Origin of the sequence: Salinispora sp. H7-4 (genome assembly GCF_013416675.1) — a bacterium.
Taxonomy (GTDB): Bacteria; Actinomycetota; Actinomycetes; order Mycobacteriales; family Micromonosporaceae; genus Micromonospora; species Micromonospora vitiensis.
Window position 1 is genome coordinate 1 of the sequence record NZ_JABZED010000018.1, and the last position, 17905, is coordinate 17905.

The 17905-nt window shown below is 66.3% G+C and carries 19 protein-coding genes, 2 tRNA genes and 2 pseudogenes; 10 read left to right on the forward strand and 13 right to left on the reverse strand.

The annotated features are described in order from the left end of the window. The first annotated feature begins 220 nt into the window (after window positions 1–220). Window positions 221–448, forward strand: a complete 228-nt coding sequence (locus H0524_RS24710) for a hypothetical protein (protein ID WP_255435914.1) — start codon at window positions 221–223, stop codon at window positions 446–448. Between the two features lie 300 nt (window positions 449–748). Beyond that, window positions 749–1384, forward strand: coding sequence for an acyl-CoA dehydrogenase family protein (locus H0524_RS12415; RefSeq protein ID WP_375372001.1), 636 nt, complete (start codon window positions 749–751; stop codon window positions 1382–1384). Between the two features lie 50 nt (window positions 1385–1434). Here the strand turns inward: H0524_RS12415 and H0524_RS12420 are convergent, their stop codons facing one another. From H0524_RS12420 to H0524_RS12430, 3 genes are all read right to left on the reverse strand, one after another. Further along, on the reverse strand, window positions 1435–1917 hold the full coding sequence (locus H0524_RS12420; protein WP_309225086.1) for an NUDIX hydrolase: 483 nt from the start codon (window positions 1915–1917) through the stop codon (window positions 1435–1437). A gap of 454 nt (window positions 1918–2371) precedes the next feature. Continuing rightward, complete coding sequence (locus tag H0524_RS12425) at window positions 2372–2788, reverse strand: type II toxin-antitoxin system VapC family toxin (protein ID WP_180198814.1); 417 nt, start codon at window positions 2786–2788, stop codon at window positions 2372–2374. Next, window positions 2770–3024, reverse strand: a complete 255-nt coding sequence (locus H0524_RS12430) for a hypothetical protein (protein ID WP_018253973.1) — start codon at window positions 3022–3024, stop codon at window positions 2770–2772. Before H0524_RS12430 ends, H0524_RS12425 begins: the two co-directional genes overlap by 19 nt. A 294-nt stretch (window positions 3025–3318) precedes the next feature. Between H0524_RS12430 and H0524_RS12435 the strand changes: the two genes are divergently transcribed. Continuing rightward, window positions 3319–3603, forward strand: a complete 285-nt coding sequence (locus H0524_RS12435; protein ID WP_180198794.1) for a type II toxin-antitoxin system Phd/YefM family antitoxin — start codon at window positions 3319–3321, stop codon at window positions 3601–3603. Then, entirely contained in the window at window positions 3600–3854 is a 255-nt protein-coding gene (locus tag H0524_RS12440; RefSeq protein WP_180198795.1) for a Txe/YoeB family addiction module toxin, read from the forward strand. The genes H0524_RS12435 and H0524_RS12440 overlap by 4 nt, the downstream gene beginning before the upstream one ends. Before the next feature lie 154 nt (window positions 3855–4008). Here H0524_RS12440 and H0524_RS12445 read toward each other — a convergent pair whose 3' ends face one another. Then, window positions 4009–5004: a MarR family transcriptional regulator gene (locus H0524_RS12445; protein ID WP_180198796.1), complete on the reverse strand. Its 996-nt coding sequence runs from the start codon at window positions 5002–5004 to the stop codon at window positions 4009–4011. Window positions 5005–5060: 56 nt separating this feature from the next. On the opposite strand from H0524_RS12445, the gene H0524_RS12450 reads away from it, so the two are divergent. The 4 genes and pseudogenes from H0524_RS12450 to H0524_RS12465 all read left to right on the forward strand — a co-directional run bounded on the left by H0524_RS12450 (window position 5061) and on the right by H0524_RS12465 (window position 7764). Beyond that, window positions 5061–5849 (forward strand): SDR family NAD(P)-dependent oxidoreductase, encoded by a 789-nt coding sequence (locus H0524_RS12450; RefSeq protein ID WP_180198797.1) that lies wholly within the window; start codon window positions 5061–5063, stop codon window positions 5847–5849. Between the two features lie 32 nt (window positions 5850–5881). Next, window positions 5882–6226 carry a hypothetical protein gene (locus H0524_RS12455; RefSeq protein WP_309225087.1) on the forward strand — a complete coding sequence of 115 codons (345 nt, stop codon included), beginning with the start codon at window positions 5882–5884 and terminating at the stop codon, window positions 6224–6226. A gap of 14 nt (window positions 6227–6240) precedes the next feature. Further along, window positions 6241–6675, forward strand: a pseudogene (locus H0524_RS12460) (NUDIX domain-containing protein). Between the two features lie 228 nt (window positions 6676–6903). Next, the gene (locus H0524_RS12465) at window positions 6904–7764 is read left to right on the forward strand and encodes a type II CAAX endopeptidase family protein (RefSeq protein WP_309225088.1); all 861 of its coding nucleotides are present in this window, start codon (window positions 6904–6906) and stop codon (window positions 7762–7764) included. A gap of 385 nt (window positions 7765–8149) precedes the next feature. Here H0524_RS12465 and H0524_RS12470 read toward each other — a convergent pair whose 3' ends face one another. Then, window positions 8150–8350: a DUF397 domain-containing protein gene (locus tag H0524_RS12470; protein WP_180198798.1), complete on the reverse strand. Its 201-nt coding sequence runs from the start codon at window positions 8348–8350 to the stop codon at window positions 8150–8152. Then, window positions 8341–9139, reverse strand: a pseudogene (locus H0524_RS12475) (helix-turn-helix transcriptional regulator). The gene H0524_RS12470 and the pseudogene H0524_RS12475 overlap by 10 nt, the downstream one beginning before the upstream one ends. A gap of 935 nt (window positions 9140–10074) precedes the next feature. On the opposite strand from H0524_RS12475, the gene H0524_RS12480 reads away from it, so the two are divergent. Next, window positions 10075–10239, forward strand: coding sequence for a DUF397 domain-containing protein (locus H0524_RS12480; RefSeq protein ID WP_180198799.1), 165 nt, complete (start codon window positions 10075–10077; stop codon window positions 10237–10239). A gap of 428 nt (window positions 10240–10667) precedes the next feature. Here H0524_RS12480 and H0524_RS12485 read toward each other — a convergent pair whose 3' ends face one another. The 5 genes from H0524_RS12485 to H0524_RS12505 all read right to left on the reverse strand — a co-directional run bounded on the left by H0524_RS12485 (window position 10668) and on the right by H0524_RS12505 (window position 15768). After that, the gene (locus tag H0524_RS12485; protein ID WP_180198800.1) at window positions 10668–11639 is read right to left on the reverse strand and encodes a hypothetical protein; all 972 of its coding nucleotides are present in this window, start codon (window positions 11637–11639) and stop codon (window positions 10668–10670) included. Window positions 11640–11957: 318 nt separating this feature from the next. Beyond that, window positions 11958–12034 (reverse strand) — tRNA-Ile (locus H0524_RS12490). Window positions 12035–12176: 142 nt separating this feature from the next. Continuing rightward, window positions 12177–13418, reverse strand: a complete 1242-nt coding sequence (locus H0524_RS12495) for an NAD(P)/FAD-dependent oxidoreductase (protein WP_180198801.1) — start codon at window positions 13416–13418, stop codon at window positions 12177–12179. After that, on the reverse strand, window positions 13408–15558 hold the full coding sequence (locus H0524_RS12500; RefSeq protein WP_180198802.1) for an MMPL family transporter: 2151 nt from the start codon (window positions 15556–15558) through the stop codon (window positions 13408–13410). Before H0524_RS12500 ends, H0524_RS12495 begins: the two co-directional genes overlap by 11 nt. A gap of 137 nt (window positions 15559–15695) precedes the next feature. Next, a tRNA-Asn gene (locus H0524_RS12505) sits at window positions 15696–15768 on the reverse strand. Window positions 15769–15995: 227 nt separating this feature from the next. On the opposite strand from H0524_RS12505, the gene H0524_RS12510 reads away from it, so the two are divergent. Next, window positions 15996–16316, forward strand: coding sequence for a hypothetical protein (locus H0524_RS12510; protein WP_180198803.1), 321 nt, complete (start codon window positions 15996–15998; stop codon window positions 16314–16316). Here H0524_RS12510 and H0524_RS12515 read toward each other — a convergent pair. Together H0524_RS12515 and H0524_RS12520 are read right to left on the reverse strand one after the other, a co-directional pair. Further along, a complete protein-coding gene (locus H0524_RS12515) occupies window positions 16276–17085 on the reverse strand; it encodes an ABC transporter permease (RefSeq protein WP_180198804.1) in 810 nt (269 codons plus the stop codon). The genes H0524_RS12510 and H0524_RS12515 overlap by 41 nt on opposite strands. Before the next feature lie 12 nt (window positions 17086–17097). Next, complete coding sequence (locus H0524_RS12520; RefSeq protein ID WP_180198805.1) at window positions 17098–17898, reverse strand: ABC transporter permease; 801 nt, start codon at window positions 17896–17898, stop codon at window positions 17098–17100. Window positions 17899–17905: the final 7 nt, after the last annotated feature.

Consider the following 17905-nt stretch of genomic DNA (forward strand, 5'->3'; position numbering starts at 1 on the left):
CACGGCGTCCGCCTTGAACTGCGCGGGATAGTGCTTCATCACCATCTGTCAGGGACTCCTGATCTCCCCGGACCATCACGATCCAAGGTTCAAGTGTCCAGGGTCAGGGGGCAACGCCCCGGGCCGGCGCCTACTCATCACTGCACAACCAGCCGACGGTCATCTTCGACAACCGGCCATTGCTCACCCCGTTGGCCCGGCAACGGGCGAATCAACGGTGATGGCCACCCACGCCCGGCCGGGTTCCGGCCTGTCTACGGTCCAGCTACGTAACCGGATGATCGTGTCCGCCCGGCGGATCATCACCGAACACTGGCCGCGGGTGGACCGGTGCCCGATCTGCCGATCCACATGGCCGTGCCCGCCTACCGAGACCACCTACGGCTACCTCGCCACGGTCGGGCAGGGCAACTGGGCGCCCCCGCAACGCGCCGGGAGCCGGCGTTGACGCCGGCCGACGCGACTGTCCGCCGGTGGTGGCGGGACCTGGCCGAGCATCACCAGGTCGACGGGCGCTGCCCCGTCTGCGGCACTCGGAGGCGGTGCTGGGCATGGGCGGAGGCGTTTGCCGGGCTCACGCATCCAAGAGATCACTACCCGGGCTGCGCTATGCCGTGACGGAACCTGGCGGCTGACTGGCGAGAAGTGCTGGGTGTCGCGGCTGATGGAGTCAGCCGGCTTCGTGGTGTTCTTCCGCGATCCCGACGGCCGGATAAGCGCTGCGGTCCTTGACGCCGACTCCGCACGGTTGGAGCGGGAGGTCAGGGAGCCGTTCGGGCTCGGCGGCTGGTCCTGGGGATCGTTGCGCCTGCACGAGGTGCCCGTTGACCCGGCGGCCGACCTGGTCGGCCAGGCGGGGGACGGCCTTAGGGTGTTCCGGCGCCACTTCGCTCGGTTCAGACCCTTAGTGACGGCGACAGCGCTCGGCACTGCTGCCGGGGTACACACCCTTGTCACCGGTGCCCTGGCCGCGAAAACCAGGGTCGGCTTGCTACCCCGGGTGCGCGACAATGCCTTGGTCGTTCTTGGTCGCACGCACGCCGAGATCACCGCCGCGCTGCTGGGGACGCTCACGACCAGCCGCCTAGCGGCCGAGTCACATCCACACGCCGACTTCGCCGCCAGGGTTGGAAAGGCTTGCGGCGTCGACACGGCCGTGCGTGCGGTCGCCGACCTGGCACCGCTGATTGGGGCGGCCGGCTTCCAACGGGCTCACCCAATTGCCAAGGCCCGCGCCGATCTGACCGGACTGCTGTACGCCGACGGCATTCACGACAGCCTCTACCGCTCCGGCGGCGCTACCCTTTTGACCGAAACGGGCCGGGCCGAGGTGGTGCCGATCCGACCCGGCACCACGGCAACAGACCGTCACCAAGCGGCCTGAACAGCAGGACGGCGCGCACCCTCTTGCCGGGGGTGCGCGCCGCGTGCCTATCAGTGGGTATGAAAGCCGTCTTCCAAGTCAACCATCGTGCCCTCGGCCTTGGCCCGCAGCGCGGCGGTGATGCGCCGGGCCAGCCGCTCCGACATGCGATCCCAGATCTGCTCTTGGTCGCACCAGGCCCAGCTACGCAGTTCGTCCGGTGGCAGATGAATGTCTGCTGTCCCGTGACCGTCGAGGGTGCCGCCGTCGTAGACGAACATCACGCCTTCGGTGCGGTCTGGCCGCGGTGGCACCCAGTCGGCTACCAGCAGCCGGCCGGGGACGATCGACTTACCCAGCTCCTCCTTGGCCTCACGAACCGCTGCCTGCCGGGGCGACTCGTCGGCATCAACGCACCCGCCGACGATCTCCCAACAGTCCTTGTAGGCAGGCTCGACCAACAGAGCGCGCCCAGCAGCGTCGGTGATCAGAACTGCGGCGCCCATGCGCTTTCGCGGAAGCGTCGCCGTGTAGTCACTGGATGGTGTGCTCACCACCGCAGGCTACCTGCGCCAGTGACCTTATTGCGGCCGATCTCTAGACCCGAGGTAGGTACCCGTTCCGGCCGACGCAACCCCGCACCGGGGCGCGGCCGGGGATGCCGATCCAGTGGGCGCCGCTGACCCACCTGCCGGGGTGACCTACGAAGGCAACGCCACTCTCCCCGACGAGGACGAACTGAACGCCGTGACGGCAACCCTCCAGGCGAAGGCCGGACCACGAAGGACGTCACCATAGGCGGAAGGGACGCCATGCACTGCAGCGGGGCCCAGGGTATCGGCTTTTCGTTGCGGCTCTACGGCCCGCAGACCCCTCCGTTTGGGTATCCGGTTCGGTGGGCCGGAGGCACCACCATACGAACCACAGTGCGACGATTGTCGGTGAGCCGCTTCCACTCAGGATGGCCGGTCCAAGGGCGTCGGGCCGATGATCCTCAGGCGTCCGCCGTCAGGACGCGGCGAGCAGTCGGATCTCGCAACGGATGCCGCTGGCCTTGGCGAGCCGACCATCACCAGTCACGAGTGGGCAGGCCATCAACTCCGCCGCCGCGACGTAAGCCGCGTCGTACGCCGTGACATTGCCCCGCATCTGCCACATCCGGTCAACCAGCATCGCGACGCCAACCTCGTCGATGACCAACGAAGGCAGGGCGTCGATCGCCTCCTGAGCCCGGGCAAGGCCGAGCTTCCCACCGAGGACCTTGCCTCTGATCACGGACATGACCTCGACCAGAAGATGACTCGGCGCGGCCCAGTGCGGATCTCCGGTCAGTTCCGCCCGCGCCGCGTCCCCCACCCGCCCATCATCGACCAGAGCGTCGGCCAGAACCGACGCATCCACGACGATCACGCGGCGCTTCCCCAGGGTCCGCGCTGCTCCCGCTGGTCGTTCAGCTCTGCGGCGCTCTCCCCCAGCAGAGAGCGAGCACCGTCGGATCGGCCGGCAAAGCGATCAAGGGCCGCCGTGTTGCGCAGCCGTCGAGCCTGCGTCTCCACCAGTTCCAGCAGGTATGCCTGGAGTGACTGCCCGCGCGCCCTGGCCTGGGCCGCCAGGGCGTCTCGCACTTCTTCCGGCACGTCCCGAATCTGGAGAGCAACCATGCATTCATTATGCATGCAGCATCACTCGCTCACCAGGAAAGACTCGGACCCTCGATCAACTGGTTCGCATGACGACTGCGGTACGGCCAAGAGCCGCAGTTCAGAGAAGTGTGTGGACCGGAGGTACCACCATGCGAACCACACCGCCACCACGATCACCGGTGATCCGCTCCCGCTACGCCCGCGCCGCTCCTGAGCCTGATCGACAGTTCAAGGCCAGACGTCGGAGCAGCTGACGAGCAGCACCGGCAAGCTTGTACAATTTATTGTACGTAACGTGTGGGAGGCAACAGCATGCGCACCGTTCCCTACTCAGAGGTCCGCCAGAACCTGGCCAAGATGCTCGACCATGTCGTGGACGACGCCGAGGAAGTGGTGGTCACCCGCCGCGGCCGGGAGGCCGCGGTCATCATCTCGCTGCGCGAGTACGAGTCGCTGAAAGAGACGGCCTACCTGATGGCCAGCCCCGCCAACGCGCGCCGCCTGAACGAAGCCGTCGAAGAGCTGCGCAACGGCGGCGGGGAGACGCACGACCTGATCGACCCCGACGCCAGTTCAGGCGAGGCGCCGGCAGCGTGAAGGTCCAGTGCGCCGGAAGAGGCTGGGAAGACTATCTGACCTGGCAGCGAGATCGCCAGATGCTCAAACGAGTGAACGCCTTGATCGAGGACATCCGACGCAACGGCCACCAAGGCATCGGTAAACCGGAGCAGCTCCGCGGAAGCTGGGCGGGATTCTGGTCGAGACGCATCGACCAGGAACACCGCATTGTGTACCGAATCATGGACGACACAGTGCAGATCGCACAGTGCCGCTACCACTACGAATGAGGTAGCGGACCCCTCCGCCGAGGGACACCGACCAGAGGGTGAATGGGCTGATTGTCTCCCGGAGATCTGTTTCGGGCGTTCGATGATGCACCGGAGCACTCCTTGCTCCACCATGGCGGGGTGAATCTGCCGGCTCTGACTGCGCTTGATCCACTTAGGTCACCGCCCGGGCCGACTGATCGACCAACTGATCGCCAAGAGGGCTGCGCCGATACAGCACATGCCGCCCGTCGCGGGCACGAGTGATCATGCCTGTCGCGTGGAGAACCTGTAGGTGTTGTGACACGGCGCTGGGTGTCACGGTGAGCCGGCGAGCGATCTCGACCGTCGGCAGCGGCTCGGCAAGGAGGTGGAGCAGTCGCGCTCTGGGCGCGCCGAGGAGCGACGTGAGAGCAGTCGCGTCGGCGGTCGGTGTTGGTGCCCATAGCGTCGCTACTCCGCGGCAGGGGTATGCCAGCGATGGTGGTCCCTGCGGGTCCACTGGCGGGGCGGGTTTGTGGGCGAAGACGGACGGCACGAGCAGCAGGCCTCGGCCGGACGCCGTGATGCGGTGCTTGCCGATCATTTTGTCGACATGCAGCACGCCGTCGTGCCAGTGCAGGTTCGGGTGCATGTCGGCGAAGAGCAGGCGTGCTCCTCCGACAGCCAGTTGCCGGGAGCGGTAGGTCATGTCGGCTTCAAGCACGAGCCGCATCTGCGGCCAGGTCGGCTTGATGGCGACCTCCCAATAGCGCTGCAACTGGTAGCAGATGGTGTCGCGGAGCCGGACCACGGGCGCGTCGTCGGCTGCGTCGATCTCCTGCAGGATGTCCGGCAGCCGGCCGCGAACGTACACGGCCGCCACGTCGCGGCGAACGACATCTGGTGGTGTCCCGCGGACGGCGGCCAGTTCTTCCTCGAACGTCGCGGCGAACTTCGCGGGTCGGGGGGTGAGGAAGTCCGGGACGGCGCGATGCGGCCCGACCAAGGACATCAGCAGATCAGCGCCAGGCGGATCGAGTCTGCCGAGCACCGACCTGCGCCAGGGAAGGTGCAGCGCGTACAAGCCGGGCTCGCGCAGTACCCGCAGGCTGAGCACGGTTTCGTTGATCGGCGATATCGCGAAGCGGGTGTCCGCGAGGTCCTCAACGCCGAGCGCGAAGATGATCATTAAGCCATAAGCTACACCGTTTGACGGTCGTCGCCCCCTGCCGTGGACTCTCCGGCATGACACACCAGATCAACATGACAGACCCGGCTAGCCAGCAGCGTACGGCGATCGTCACGGGTGCGGCCCGCGGCATCGGCGCCGGGGTGGCCAAGCGTCTGGCGCGTGACGGCCTCGCGGTCGCAGTGATCGACCTTGGCGAGGAAGACTGCGCCGGCACCGTGGACACCATCATCCGCGACGGCGGAACATCGACGGCATTCGCTGCCGACGTCAACGACGAGACGGCCGTGGCCACCGCAGTCGCCCGGATCGCCGCCGAGTTGGGACCACCCACGGTGCTGATCAACAACGCCGGCATCGGCGGCCCCAACGCTGGCGTCGAGGAGACGAGCACCGAGCAGTGGGACGCGGTCACGGGGGTGAGTCTGCGAGGGGCGTTCTTCCTCACCCGCGCCGCCACCCCATACATGATGGCGGCCGGCTGGGGACGAATCGTCAACATGTCGAGTATCTCCGCGCTCGGCGATTTCGGCCGCGTCGACTACGCCGCCGCGAAAGCCGGTCTGATCGGCTTTACCAAGTCGCTCGCTCTCCGGCTCGGACGCCATGGCGTGACCGCCAACGCCATCGCCCCGGGCTTCGTGGTGAGCGACATGACCAGGATCTCGGCGCAGCGGCGAGGCCACAGCTTCGACGAGCACCAGCGGATCGTGGCGGAGACGATCCCGGTCGGCCGGGTCGGCCAGCCCGAGGACATCGGACACACCGCGTCATACCTCGTCAGCCCTGAGGCCGGGTTCGTCTCCGGCCAGGTCATCTATGTAGCCGGCGGACCGGTGGACTGACGTGACCGAGGATCCCGGACGGGCCGCGCGCCGTGCGCCGCCGGCTGCTGTTACTCCTCACCCTCACCTGCGGGCTCGCCGTCCGAAACGTCTACTTTCCACAAACAATCAGCCCAATGGTCGCCGCGGGTCTGCACGTCAGCCCCGACTTGGCTGCGGTGATGGTGACCGCGGTGCAGTTCGGCTACGCTGCCGGGACTTTCCTGCTGTTGCCGCTCGGCGACCGGTTGCCACACCGCCCGCTGATCGTCACCTCACCGGGCTCCGTCGTAACCATGTCGACTGGGGCTCGCTTGCGACTGTCGAGCCACTCGGCGACATCTTTGGCGGCGAAGAGGTCGGCGGGCACGGTGCTGACGGGGTCGGTCAACGAATGAGGAGGAGTTCTCCCATGCCGGAGCGGGTCACCAAGGAAAAGGTTCTCTGCTACGTCGTACGAGACGGCAAGCTGCTGGTCTTCCGGCACACCGATTACAGCTATGAGGAAGTCGGTATCCAGGTTCCGGCCGGCAGCGTTCGCCCGGGCGAGACGCCGGAGGCGGCGGCCCTGCGCGAGGCCCGTGAGGAGACCGGCCTGAAGGACTTCAAGGTCGTGCGGAAGCTCGGCGAGACCGAGTACGACATCAGCCCGTACCAGTTCGAGCTCCAGCGTCGCCACGTCTTCCACCTGGAACTGACCTAGCCGACATCGGAGCGGTGGATGAGCCAGGAGGACCACGACGGGGAGCAGGAGCCGACCCACTTCGAATGCTTCTGGATTCCGCTGGAGGCCGCCCACATCCTCCAGTCCGGCCAGGGCACCCTGCTGGGACGCCTCTACGACTGATCCCCGCCCGGTCACGCCCCCCTGGGAGGCAGTCGATGCACGGCACCACCGATCAGCACGACCCGATGGCCCACCTGTACCGCGGCCTAGATGTCGAAGACGCCGAGCCGCTCGGATGACAAGGTGCTCGCCGGACAGTCGGTCGTGACCTGTGCCGACTCGATGGCTTGATGCCTACGGCAGTTCGGGTCAGCGGTTTTTTCGTGAATCTTGCAGGATGCCACTATCGTGCAGCTAGGTGATCGGAGCCGCGATGAATCCGACTTGGACAGTTCGGCGCCACCCCAACCCGTCGCCAAGAGCAACACCTCCTACCGGGCGACGCTCGCCGGCGCCTGCATCCTCGCTCTGGGCGGGTGCGCAGTCTTTCCGGTCCGGCCGGAGTCGCCTTGGCGCACGGCGGTCGTCGGCATGGTCGCTGTGGTGGTGGTGGCCTGCGCGCTGATTTTGCGATCGCCGGCATCGATCCGCGCGTCGGCGTTCATCGGCACGCTGTTCGGCTGTTTCGCGGTGGGAATTCACTTCGGCTGGCCCCCGGCCATCACCACGGCTCTGGTCTGTGTCCTCCCGCTGGGGTGCTTGCTGATCGTTGGGCGCCGCCCGTCCCTGGGGGCGGCTGCTCCCTGGCTGAGACGCGGCTCGATCACGCCCGAGATCTTCTGGCTGGGGCTGGTCACCGTGGTCCTCGGCGGAGTGGCCCTCGTTGTGTGGGCGCTCATTGTGCGGCCTGAGCCCGCCGAGTATCTCAGTGGGCTGCAACGCCTGCCGCTCTGGCTCGCGATCCTCGGCACCGTGGCGTTCGCACTGGTCAATCCGATCTGGGAAGAGATGCTCTTCCGTGGGGTGCTGCTCACCGAACTGGCCTCGGTCTGGGGCACCAGGGCCGCCGTGGTGCTGCAAGCCATGTTGTTCGGAGCCGCGCATTCCGCAGGCTTTCCGTCCGGTATCGCAGGAATGGTCATGGCGATGTCCTGGGGGTTCGTCCTCGGCGTGATCCGCGCGCGCAGCGGCGGCATCCTGATAACCTACCTTGTGCACGTGACCGCGAACGCGGTGATCGGGGTACTCGCCGTGCTGATCCTGGTTTGATCGGGCCCTACTGTCTAGCGTTCAACACCCGACAGGAACCCTTACCCGTCCTACGAAGCGGACGCATTTCGGTTGCCCAGCGCTCGGCCGCGGATACCTTCACGGCACAGCACGGTGCGCTGCAACTTCTGAAGCGCCGTGCCCGGCTCGATGCCGAGTTGGGCACCCTTCTTCATGCCAACCGGTCCCGCCGGCTGATGGCCGGTCCAGAGACGTCCGGGCTCACACCGGGCTCACCTTCCAGGGTGAGGCGGGAGTAAGAAGCAACATAGAAGACCCCCGCAATACACCCGCCACTGTGGGCCGGCAGTACGGGACCTGTAGACGCGAAAACCCCCGGCTACCCGTGAGGAAGGGCCGGGGGTTTCGTTGTGTGTGTGGCGCCTCAGCGGTCTACGTGCCCACTGCTGGTGAACGCGACGAACGACCGCCACGCATCTGGGCCAAACACGAGGGCCGGGCCGGTCGGGTCTTTGCTGTCCCGGACACCCACGATGCCAGGGAGGTTGCCGGCGACCTCCACACAGTTGCCGCCACCGGAGCCGCTGCGGGTCGACTTGCGCCACTGAGCGCCGATCAGGTCCATGAGTCCACTACTTCCTTCATCAGCTCGACTGACTGGCGGCGAGGTAGTGCCTCGTTGCGCACCGTCTCCCACCGTGACATCAGAGTATCTACGTCGTCGTCTTGGTCTACAACCGTGCCCCCTAGTTGGTTTTCCATCTCCGCTAGCCACTGGTGACCGGCGCAGGTGAGGCTGAATGGGCCAGTAAGCCCGACATGCATACTGATTTCGCCAGGCAGGACATGGACGCTAATGTTGGGTCTTTCGGCGAGTGAGATTAGGTGCTTAATCTGACCCGCCATGATGTCACGGAAGTCTTCGCCTGCTCGACGGATTACCGATTCGGCAATAACCGCGATGAAGTGCGGGGGGTCCTTTCTGGTCAAGACTTCTTGCCGGTCCATCCTTTCGACAAGCCTCCGGTCAACCTCTTCATCGCTGAGCCGGTCATCGCACCGGATCACCGCCCGGGCGTAGTCCTGGGTCTGTAGTAGGCCAGGAATGAGCGAAGGCTGAAAACACCTGAGCTGTGTTGCAGTGCGTTCGGCATCTAACCAGGGCACGAACCAGGATCGTCGTCCCAGTTCTTTGATCATGCGTTCGAATAGTCCGCCGGTGTTGAGTCCCCGGTCGGCTCCATGGGATGAAGTCGATTGTTAGCGCCCGCGTTCCGTTCTCGACGGAGCTAACGTGTGACGCGGCATATCCGGCTGCTCGCCCAAACGCTTCTTGCGTCATGCCGGCTGCTCCTCTGGCGCGGCGGATCTCACTAACGATGAACGATGCGATCGGGTTCGACAGATCGACCATTTCAACATCTCCCAAAACCAAGATCAATAATTCAGGCTGTCGCAAGGGTTTCCCGGACTGCCTCGGCGCTGCCCACCCGACCGACACACCTAGTGAGGGTATGCCTATCGCATCCATGGTGGAACCCGACAGCGTGCCGGCGGAGGACCCAACCCGCCGGGAGCTGTTTGGACTCTAGGAGCGTCAATGCTAATGATGATCTCTGTAGCCGCCGCTGCGGGCACCTTTGGCCTGCTCCTAGGTGTGATCACAGGCACGAAGGCGAATGCCGCTCGACATCGAGTTGACCAGGAAGCGGCAGCTCCGCCAACCCCCTCCACGCCCGTTGCAACCGATCTTTGCGTGCAGAGTTCGCCCGCCATCGGACGAGCGCGGGTGTACTACACGTCCCATCCGGTAGACGCTTTGCGGGCGTTAAATGCCGACCCTCCGGACCTAGCGGTTTTGCAGACTGTGCTTGCTGGCCTGCGGCGGCTGTGATGGCAAACGACGGTAGACCTCCGCTGCACCGCAACCGTGATCCTCACGGGACACCCTCGTTGCCGGATGGTGACCGAGTGCACAGAGAGCCCGAACTGCCGCCGGACCTGGATCCCCTGACGACGCGGCAAGAATTGGGAGCGCTGCTTTGCGCGTTGATCTTTGGTGCCGCTGTGATCTTCGGCGAACTCTGATGACAGACCGGCCACCCTGCCCGACAACGGTTGCCCGGTGGCGGGAAGCTCTCAGTTTGCATCGGTCGGTTGATGGCCACTGTCCAGAGTGCGGCACCTCCGGCCGGTGCCGGGTATGGGGTGAGGCGTTCGCCGAGTTGCTGGCCCATGACTTGCTTGACCCACTCACTCCACCACCCCCAAGGATCTCCGGACGCAACCAGCGTCCGGTGAGGAAGAGAGAGGAAGGTTCTCGTAGAAAAGTTGAGCTGGAAGAAGCCGATGAGGTGTGACAACAGTTCGCCCAACTGTGTCGAGGTCGCGTCCGGCGACAACGGCGAGCGGTTTGTCCGTGACAGTAAGAACCCGAACGGGCCGGTCCTGGCCTTCACCTCGGACGAGTGGGACGCGTTCGAGGGCAGTGTTCGCGGCGGACAGCGTTTCTGACGCGCCCTTCCTGGGCCAGCCATTATGGGCTGTCCGTAGTGGGCGGCCAGCGGTCCAGGTGCCCCCTCTGAGGATCGCGTGAACCGCCCAACGAAAAGGGCTCCGGACCCCTGACAAGAGGCCCGGGGCATCCTAGTTGCTGAGTTCGTCTCCGCTACGGTCTTGGGCTTGCGGCGTGAGGGACGCTTCCCCTTTTCCGTCTGGTAGTGGTTTCCGGTCCTCCGGTGCCCGCACTTCGTCTACGGACAGGAAGCCGGCCTCGATGCCGCTGCGGTAGGCCTGGTACCGCTCCACGGCCCTCACGCGAAGTCGCGCGTTCACGTTGAGGCGCACGGACTGCCCGGCCGGCTATTCGGCCAGGCTCAGGACGAACCGCGTCGGCGGATCGAGGCTTCGCCAGCAGCCAACGAAAACTGATTTACAACTATCTACAAGGTGTAGATCAAACCAACTCTATTACTGAATTGATCTAGCGAGTCAGGGGCGGGCTTTGCAAGCAACTTTTTTACCTCTTCATTGCGGCGTTGGCTACCGAGCCCGACACCCACCCGGCGCAGACTCGGCATCCCCACAAGCGGCCTGAACGCCTCAACAGGCAGCTTCGATTCCGTGACGAGCAGTTCCTCGAGCTTCGGCACACGACGTAGCGGTTCTAGCGAATCTACTCCGCGCAGGCCTCGCATTTCAGTTAAGTCAACCCTCATCAGTTCAGGATGCCAACTCAAATCCGGCAACCGACTCACCTTTGCTAGACCGTCAAGCCAGAGCCACTGAAGGGATCTGAGTTCATCAAGGAAGCCAACCTCGGCAACCCCTCGAATTCCCCTCAATGCCAAGTAACACAGCATCTCCGTTCTTGGAAGCCAGATGTTCGACTTACAGCTTCCTAGAGTTAGGGCCAAAGCTTCCAGCTCCGGAAACTCAATCCCCCCTAAAAACTTATCGAGGGTACAATTCCAGAGAGCCAGGGCCTGTAGCTGCTGATTCACCTGCAGTAATTCGGTCAAACTTTTCGAATGACGCTGTATTCGCAGCTTTCGTAAGCGCTTAAATCGCATTAGCGGCCGCAAGTCCAACGACTTTTGAGTCTGACCAACATCGATGCACCTTAAGTCAGCCGGCAGCTTCCTCAGCCCCTCAAGGTTGTCCACCCAATGCAGACCATCGAGGCTAAAGCTGGCAAGGTCCGGAAACCAGCGAAGGAATTCAAGACTAGCTAGCTCCCTGTCGAATCCATAAGCCCTAAGGGTGATGTCCGGATTATCCTCCAGAAAGGCCGCTAGAGCGCGATAATCTCTATCGCTTAGAGGTTTATCGAATTGAACTGTATCCAGGGTGGCCCGCTCAGCTTTGAGTAGCTCAACATCAAGAGGAGATTCAACAATTGCAAAACGCTCCATATGAAGACCTCAAATGGGTAAGATTTGGGACCGAACTCTATCACCTTCGAGCGGATTGTCGTCAAAAGACACCACTCCTCAAGCAAATTCCCGAACCAATCACACGAACCCGGGAAAATGAACGGACGCAAATGCGCGCCTAGGGCAGCTGGATTGGAAAAGTTTGTGGGAAAGTTTTGCTGCCCCTTCCCCCCCGGGCGGGGGTTGGGGTTGCACTCCCGGGCTCACCTCGGGCTCACATCAATTCAATAGATCGATGATCCTGGAAACAGAAGATCGGCCAAACCCCAGGAACCCCAGGTGAGGGGCTATTTCTGATGGTGGGGCGGGCGGGACTTGAACCCGCGACCGAGGGATTATGAGTCCCCTGCTCTGACCAGCTGAGCTACCGCCCCGGTACCGCGCTGGATCGTACCCGCCTGGTTGATCAATGGCCAGCGCGAACCAGCTTCCCTCGATCACGGCGTCAGACGCTGTAGCACGATGGGCAACGCGAGGATAACAAGGCGCTCCCGGCCTGTTCGGCCCGAGGAGCCGTCAGGCCGCCGACCGCAGGTACGCGAGGACCGCGCCGGCGGTACGCCAGCCGCTGGCCAGCGCACCCTGGATCGACGGGCTGTCCCGGTGGTCGCCGGCGACGAAGAGGCCGTCGCCGAGCGCGACCGGCCGCCGCAGCCGGCCCTGTGGCGGTGGCGCGGCGGGGAGCGCCCCGGCGATGGTGACGGTGCTCAGGTGCTCCCAGTCGGCGGTGGACTGTCCGTAGAGGCGGGCCAGCTCGGTTCGGATCACCGGCTCGGCCGGTACGGTCGGGCCCACCATCGAGGTGGCGACGAGGTGCTGCCCCTTCGGCGCGTACGTCGGGGCTGCCTTACTGACGACGACGGAGTTGGTGATCAGTTCGCGACGGTCACCGTCAACGAGCAGAATCGGCTCCGTCAGCGGCGCTGTCTCGGTGGCGTGGTACCAGGTCGTGTAGCTGTGCATGCGGACCGTGGGGAGCACCGGCAGCAGGGTGGTCGCCGTGGGTGGGTCGACCGCGACCACGACAGCCCGGGCGGTGATGGCACCGGCCGGGGTCCGCACCCGACCGGGCGCGACGTGGTCGACCGGGGTGTCCAGGTTGATCAGGTCGGCGGGGAGCGGGGCGGCGATCGCGTACGGCAGCGCGGCCATCCCCTCGGCGGGCAGCCCGATGCGGCCCCGGACGAAGGAGCGCAGCACCAGCGCGAAGACGTGACTGGAGGTCTCCAGCTCGCGTTCCAGGAACACACCGGAGAGAAACGGCCGCAGCAGCTGCTCGATGATGGTGTCGGAGAGGCCGGCGCGACGCAGGGCCGCCTCGGTGGTGGTCTCCGGGGCGTTGAGTAGCTGCCGCGTGGGCAGCGTGGCGGCGCCGGTGGCGAGCGCGGCGAAGCGGAGTCGGTCGCGCAGCGACCCGACCCCGGCGAGCAGGGTGGTGGGGGCGCCGACAGGTTCGCGGAGCGGGTTGACCAGTCTGCTGCGGGTGTCGCCGTGGCGCACCAGCACCCCCGGGACGAGGTAGCCGAGGTCGAGCTGGTTGACGTCCAGCAGGGTGCCGAGCCGCGGGTACGCCGTGTTGAGCACCTGGAAGCCCCGGTCGAGCCGGTACCCGTCGACGAGGTCGGTGCCGACTCGGCCGCCGAGCCGGCCGCTGGCTTCGAGGAGCCGCCAGGGCACCCCGGCGCGGTGCAGCCGGCGGGCCGCCGCCAGCCCGGCCAGGCCACCACCGACGATCACCACATCGGTATCAACCGGCATCGCGCGCCTCCCGCCCCCCGTTGGTCCGGGCCAGCCGGCTCGGCCACCAGATCTTCGACCCGATGTCGTACGCGAGGGCGGGCACCAGCAGCGAACGGACGACGATCGTGTCGATCAGGACGCCCACGGCGACCGCCACTCCCAGTTCGATGAGCACCACCAGCGGGAGTACGGCCAGTGCGCTGAATGTCGCGGCGAGCACGATGCCGGCGGAGGTGATGACGCCGCCGGTGACGACGAGCCCGTACCGCACTCCGGAGCGGGTACCCCGCCGCACCGCTTCCTGCCGGATCCGGCTCATCAGGAAGATGTTGTAGTCGATGCCGAGGGCGACCAGGAAGACGAAGGCGAACAGCGGGAAGGAGGCGTCCACCCCGGGGAAGTCGAAGAGGTATTTGAAGATCAGCGCGCAGAGGCCCAGCGTGGCACCGTACGAGAGCAGCACGGTGGCGACGAGCAGCAGCGGGGCGAGCAGGGCGCGCAGCAGCAGCGCCAGGATGACGGCGATGACGCCGAGGACCACCGGGATGATGACGTTGCGGTCCCGGGTGGCGGCGTCCGCGGTGTCGATGTTGATCGCGGTGAGGCCGCCGACGACCGCGTCGGCGTCGGGTACGGCGTGGACCGCCACCCGTAGCTCGCGAATGGTCTCTTCGGCGCCGTCGGAGTCGGGTGCGTCGGCGAGGGTCGCCTCGAGCTGCACGATGCCGTCGACGACTTTCGGCGGCGCGGTCGGCTCCGCACCGCGGTCCGATTCCGAGTCCGAGCCGGGACCGGCGCCGGGACGGTCGGTGACGGGTCGTACCGCAACGACACCGGGCGTCTCCTGGGCCACCGCGGCGACCTGCTCGGCGGTCTCCTGGCGGGTGAAGATGACGGCGGGGCTACCGGTGCCGGCCGGGTAGTGGCGGGCAATTGTTTCCTGGCCCGCGACCGAGTCCGTCGGCTCGGTGAACAGGTCGCTCTCGCCCAGGGTGGTCACGTTCAGTTGGGTGAGGCCGAGGGCGAGCGCGGCCAACGCGAACGCGGTGACCAGCCACACCGGTCGGGACCGGCGGGCTACGAACCCCGCGACGCGACCCCAGATGCCGTGTTCGGTCTGCGGCTCGGCGTGGTCGAGTCGCGGCTGGCGCGGCCAGAACACCCGGCGTCCGCCGAGCACGAGCAGCGCGGGCAGGAGAGTGAGCATCACCAGCAGGGTGGCGCCGATGCCGATGGCGGCGACCGGCCCGAGTGCCCGATTGGAGCTCAGGCTGGACAGCAGCAGGCAGAGCAGGCTGGCGATGGTGGTGCCGGCGGAGGCGGCGATCGCCGGGGCGGCGCCGCGCCAGGCCGCCAGCATGGCGGCGGCCGGCTTGTCGTGCCGGTGTAGCTCCTCCCGGTACCGGGCGATCAGGAGCAGGGCATAGTCGGTGCCGGCGCCGAAGACCAGCACGGTGAGGATGCCCTGCGCCTGCCCGTCGAGGGTCAGGATGTCGGCCGCGGCGAGCCGGTAGACGATCGCCGTGGCCAGCGAGAAGGACATCCCGGCGGCGAGCAGCGGGAAGATCCACAGCACCGGGCTGCGGTAGACGACCAGCAGGATGAGGAGCACCACGCAGAGGGTGACCAGCAGCAGCGTGCCGTCTATCGCGGAGAAGACATCGATCAGGTCGGCGAGCAGGCCGGCCGGCCCGGTGACGTTGACGGTGAGCCCGTCCCGGCCTGCATCGACGATGGTGCGCAGCTCCGCCACGACGGTGGCGATCTCCTCGCCCTGCTCGTCGTCGACCGGGACGATCAGCTGGACCGCCTGCCCGTCCGCGCTGGGGATCGGCGGCGGCAGCGGGCCGACCACACCGGGCAGTTCGGCGATCTCGGCGCTGTGGGCGGCGATTCGCTGCTGGTCGGCGTCGGTGATGCCGCTGGTGCGTTCGTAGACGATGAGCGCCGGGGTGGTCGGTTGGTCCACGAAGAGTTCGGAGAGGTCCTGGGCCCGGGTCGCCTCGGCCTCGGTGGGGAGGAAGGCGGCGTTGTCGTTGGTGCTGACCTCACTGAGTCTTCCGGTGTACGGCCCGGTTAGGCCGCCGACCACCAGCCAGGCGAGCGCGATGAGCAGGGCGACCAGCGTGCCCCGGCCGGCGGCACCTTTCCCGGACATCCGCACCCACCCGGTGCGCCTTCCGACGCGTTGGGATCTTGGTCAACGTCTCCCATCCTGCCCTCCGACTCCGGTTCCGGTACCGAAAACGAAGGAAGCCCACCGACCTGGGGCCGGTGGGCTTGATGGGGAGGGAGCTCCCCCGTTTGGACTCGAACCAAAAACCTGCCGGTTAACAGCCGGCTGCTCTGCCAATTGAGCTACGGGGGATCGTGCCGCCGCCCGGCCTCCGGAACTCCGGTGCGCCGTGCGACGGCACAAGAGTACAGGACTACCGGCGGTCCCAGTCGAGGGGGTTACCGCGCCGTTGCGGGTGCTACCGCGGGCATTCCCACCCAATATTCCGGATGTGCCAGATAAATCGGTGTCACGGCACCCGGATACCAGCGTGGAGAGCAGGATGGGGAGTCAGCACGTTAAGAACGGAAGGAGCCGCCATGCGCGGAAAGATCATGTTCCTTGGCGGGATGGCGGTGGGGTTCGTCCTGGGCGCCCGCGCCGGCCGGGAAGCGTACGAGGAGCTGGTGGTGTGGGGTCGCAAGATCGCCGACCACCCGACGGTCCAGGAGGCGGCGGGGGTGGCACAGGCACAGGCGAACCGGTTCTACAGCGAGAGCCGCGACAAGCTCGGTCAGTCCAAACTGGGCGGTACCTTCAGCGGCAACGGCCAGCGACGGAGCCCGGCCGCCGCGGACGACCCCTTCGCCGGCACACCGGTTACCGGTAGAGCAGCCGACTCATCCGGCGGGATGCGATAAAGAGGCCGATGGCCAGGACCACCAGCAGGTAGCCGATGTCGAGCAGCCACGTCCAGCCACCGCCGCCGACGGTGATCCCCCGGATCAGGTGCACCGCGCGGTAGAGCGGAGTCACCTCGACCAGCCAGCGCAGCAGCGTCGGGTATGCCTGCGCCGGGACGAACGTGCCGGAGAAGAGGAAGAGCACGAACTGTGCCGACCCCAACACGTCGAAGTCCTGCCAGCTCCGCATGAAGGTGGCGATGGTCATGCCGATCGCCCCGAACGTGAAACCGACCAGCACCGCCGCCGGGAAGGCGACCGCCGCCCGGGTGGCGGTGGTCAGATCCATCACGACCATCACCACGAGGAACGCGCCGGAGTAGGCGCTGCCCCGGAGCATCGCCCAGGCCAGCTCACCGAGGGCGATCTCGAACGGCTGCACCGGAGTGGCGATCACCCCGTCGTACAGCTTCATGTACTTCATCTTGCCGAAGAAGTTGAAGGTGGTCTCCGCGAACGACCCGGTCATCGCCGACGAGGCGAGCATCGCGGGCGCGACGAACGCCGCGTAGCTGACGACGGCTCCGCCGGGCAGCGTCAGGTCACCAACCAGCGCCCCCACCCCGACCCCGATGGAGAAGAGGTAGAGCAGCGGCTCAACGAAGCCGGAGACCAACAGCAACCAGTAGATCGACTTCAGGGCCGAGACGTTCCGCTCGGCCACCGAGGCCGACCGGCGCGACGCCGCCGAGACATCCATCAGCCGGGGCAGCACCAGAGCGACCATGACGCCCCTTTCCTAGACGACGAGCCGGCGGCGTAGGGCACGGTGGGCGAGCAGCCACCCACCGGCCGCCCAGGCCGCGAGGTAGAGCAGATGGCCGGTGACCGACCAGACCGGCGCAGCGCCGAGCGTGGCCGCCCGGCTCAGGTCAACCGCGTGCCAGAGCGGCGTCGCGTACGCCAGCCAGCGCAGCCCCACCGGCAGCGACTCGACCGGGAAGAAGACCCCGGCGAAGAGCGTCATCGGGATCACCGCGAACCGGAACAGCAGGGCGAGCCAGCTGTCGCTGGAGGCCGTCGCCGCGTAGGCGAAGGTGGGCGCGGCAACGGCCAGGCCGAGCAGCGCCGCCACCGGTAACGCCAGCACCGCCCACGGCGAGCGCAGGGCCCCCAACACCCCGGTCACCAGCAGGAACACCGCAGCCGAGGTCAGCACCCGGAACAGCACGAACGCCAGCTGACCAGCCATGATGTCCGTCACCCGCAGCGGTGCCGCGTACTGGGCGAAGTAGATTTTGGTCCACTGGAGGCTGCTGTAGACCGGCCAGGTGGACTCGGCGATCGCCACCTGCAACGCGGTTGACGCGAGCAGCCCTCCGACGATCCACTCCAGATAGGAGACGCCGTCGACACCCTGGTCGATGAAGGCCCCGACGCCCAGGCCGAAGCCGAGCACGGTCAGCGTGGGGAGCAGGAACGACGAGAGCACCCCGCCCCGCCAGGTGCGCCGGTAACCGACCAGGTGGTATTGCAGCACCGCCAACGCCGGCGCCCGGGTCGGGCCGGGCCGGTCCCGCTTGGCCGCGAGTTGTGTCATCCTTCGC

Coding starts and splice junctions, on each gene's coding strand:
- H0524_RS12430 (WP_018253973.1), bottom strand. CDS start 3,024: ATGGTTGCTCTCCAGATTCGGGACGTGCCGGAAGAAGTGCGAGACGCC.
- H0524_RS12435 (WP_180198794.1), top strand. CDS start 3,319: ATGCGCACCGTTCCCTACTCAGAGGTCCGCCAGAACCTGGCCAAGATG.
- H0524_RS12480 (WP_180198799.1), top strand. CDS start 10,075: ATGAGGTGTGACAACAGTTCGCCCAACTGTGTCGAGGTCGCGTCCGGC.
- H0524_RS12445 (WP_180198796.1), bottom strand. CDS start 5,004: ATGATCATCTTCGCGCTCGGCGTTGAGGACCTCGCGGACACCCGCTTC.
- H0524_RS24710 (WP_255435914.1), top strand. CDS start 221: ATGGCCACCCACGCCCGGCCGGGTTCCGGCCTGTCTACGGTCCAGCTA.
- H0524_RS12515 (WP_180198804.1), bottom strand. CDS start 17,085: ATGGTCGCTCTGGTGCTGCCCCGGCTGATGGATGTCTCGGCGGCGTCG.
- H0524_RS12495 (WP_180198801.1), bottom strand. CDS start 13,418: ATGCCGGTTGATACCGATGTGGTGATCGTCGGTGGTGGCCTGGCCGGG.
- H0524_RS12470 (WP_180198798.1), bottom strand. CDS start 8,350: ATGGACCTGATCGGCGCTCAGTGGCGCAAGTCGACCCGCAGCGGCTCC.
- H0524_RS12520 (WP_180198805.1), bottom strand. CDS start 17,898: ATGACACAACTCGCGGCCAAGCGGGACCGGCCCGGCCCGACCCGGGCG.
- H0524_RS12450 (WP_180198797.1), top strand. CDS start 5,061: ATGACACACCAGATCAACATGACAGACCCGGCTAGCCAGCAGCGTACG.
- H0524_RS12500 (WP_180198802.1), bottom strand. CDS start 15,558: ATGTCCGGGAAAGGTGCCGCCGGCCGGGGCACGCTGGTCGCCCTGCTC.
- H0524_RS12510 (WP_180198803.1), top strand. CDS start 15,996: ATGCGCGGAAAGATCATGTTCCTTGGCGGGATGGCGGTGGGGTTCGTC.
- H0524_RS12485 (WP_180198800.1), bottom strand. CDS start 11,639: ATGGAGCGTTTTGCAATTGTTGAATCTCCTCTTGATGTTGAGCTACTC.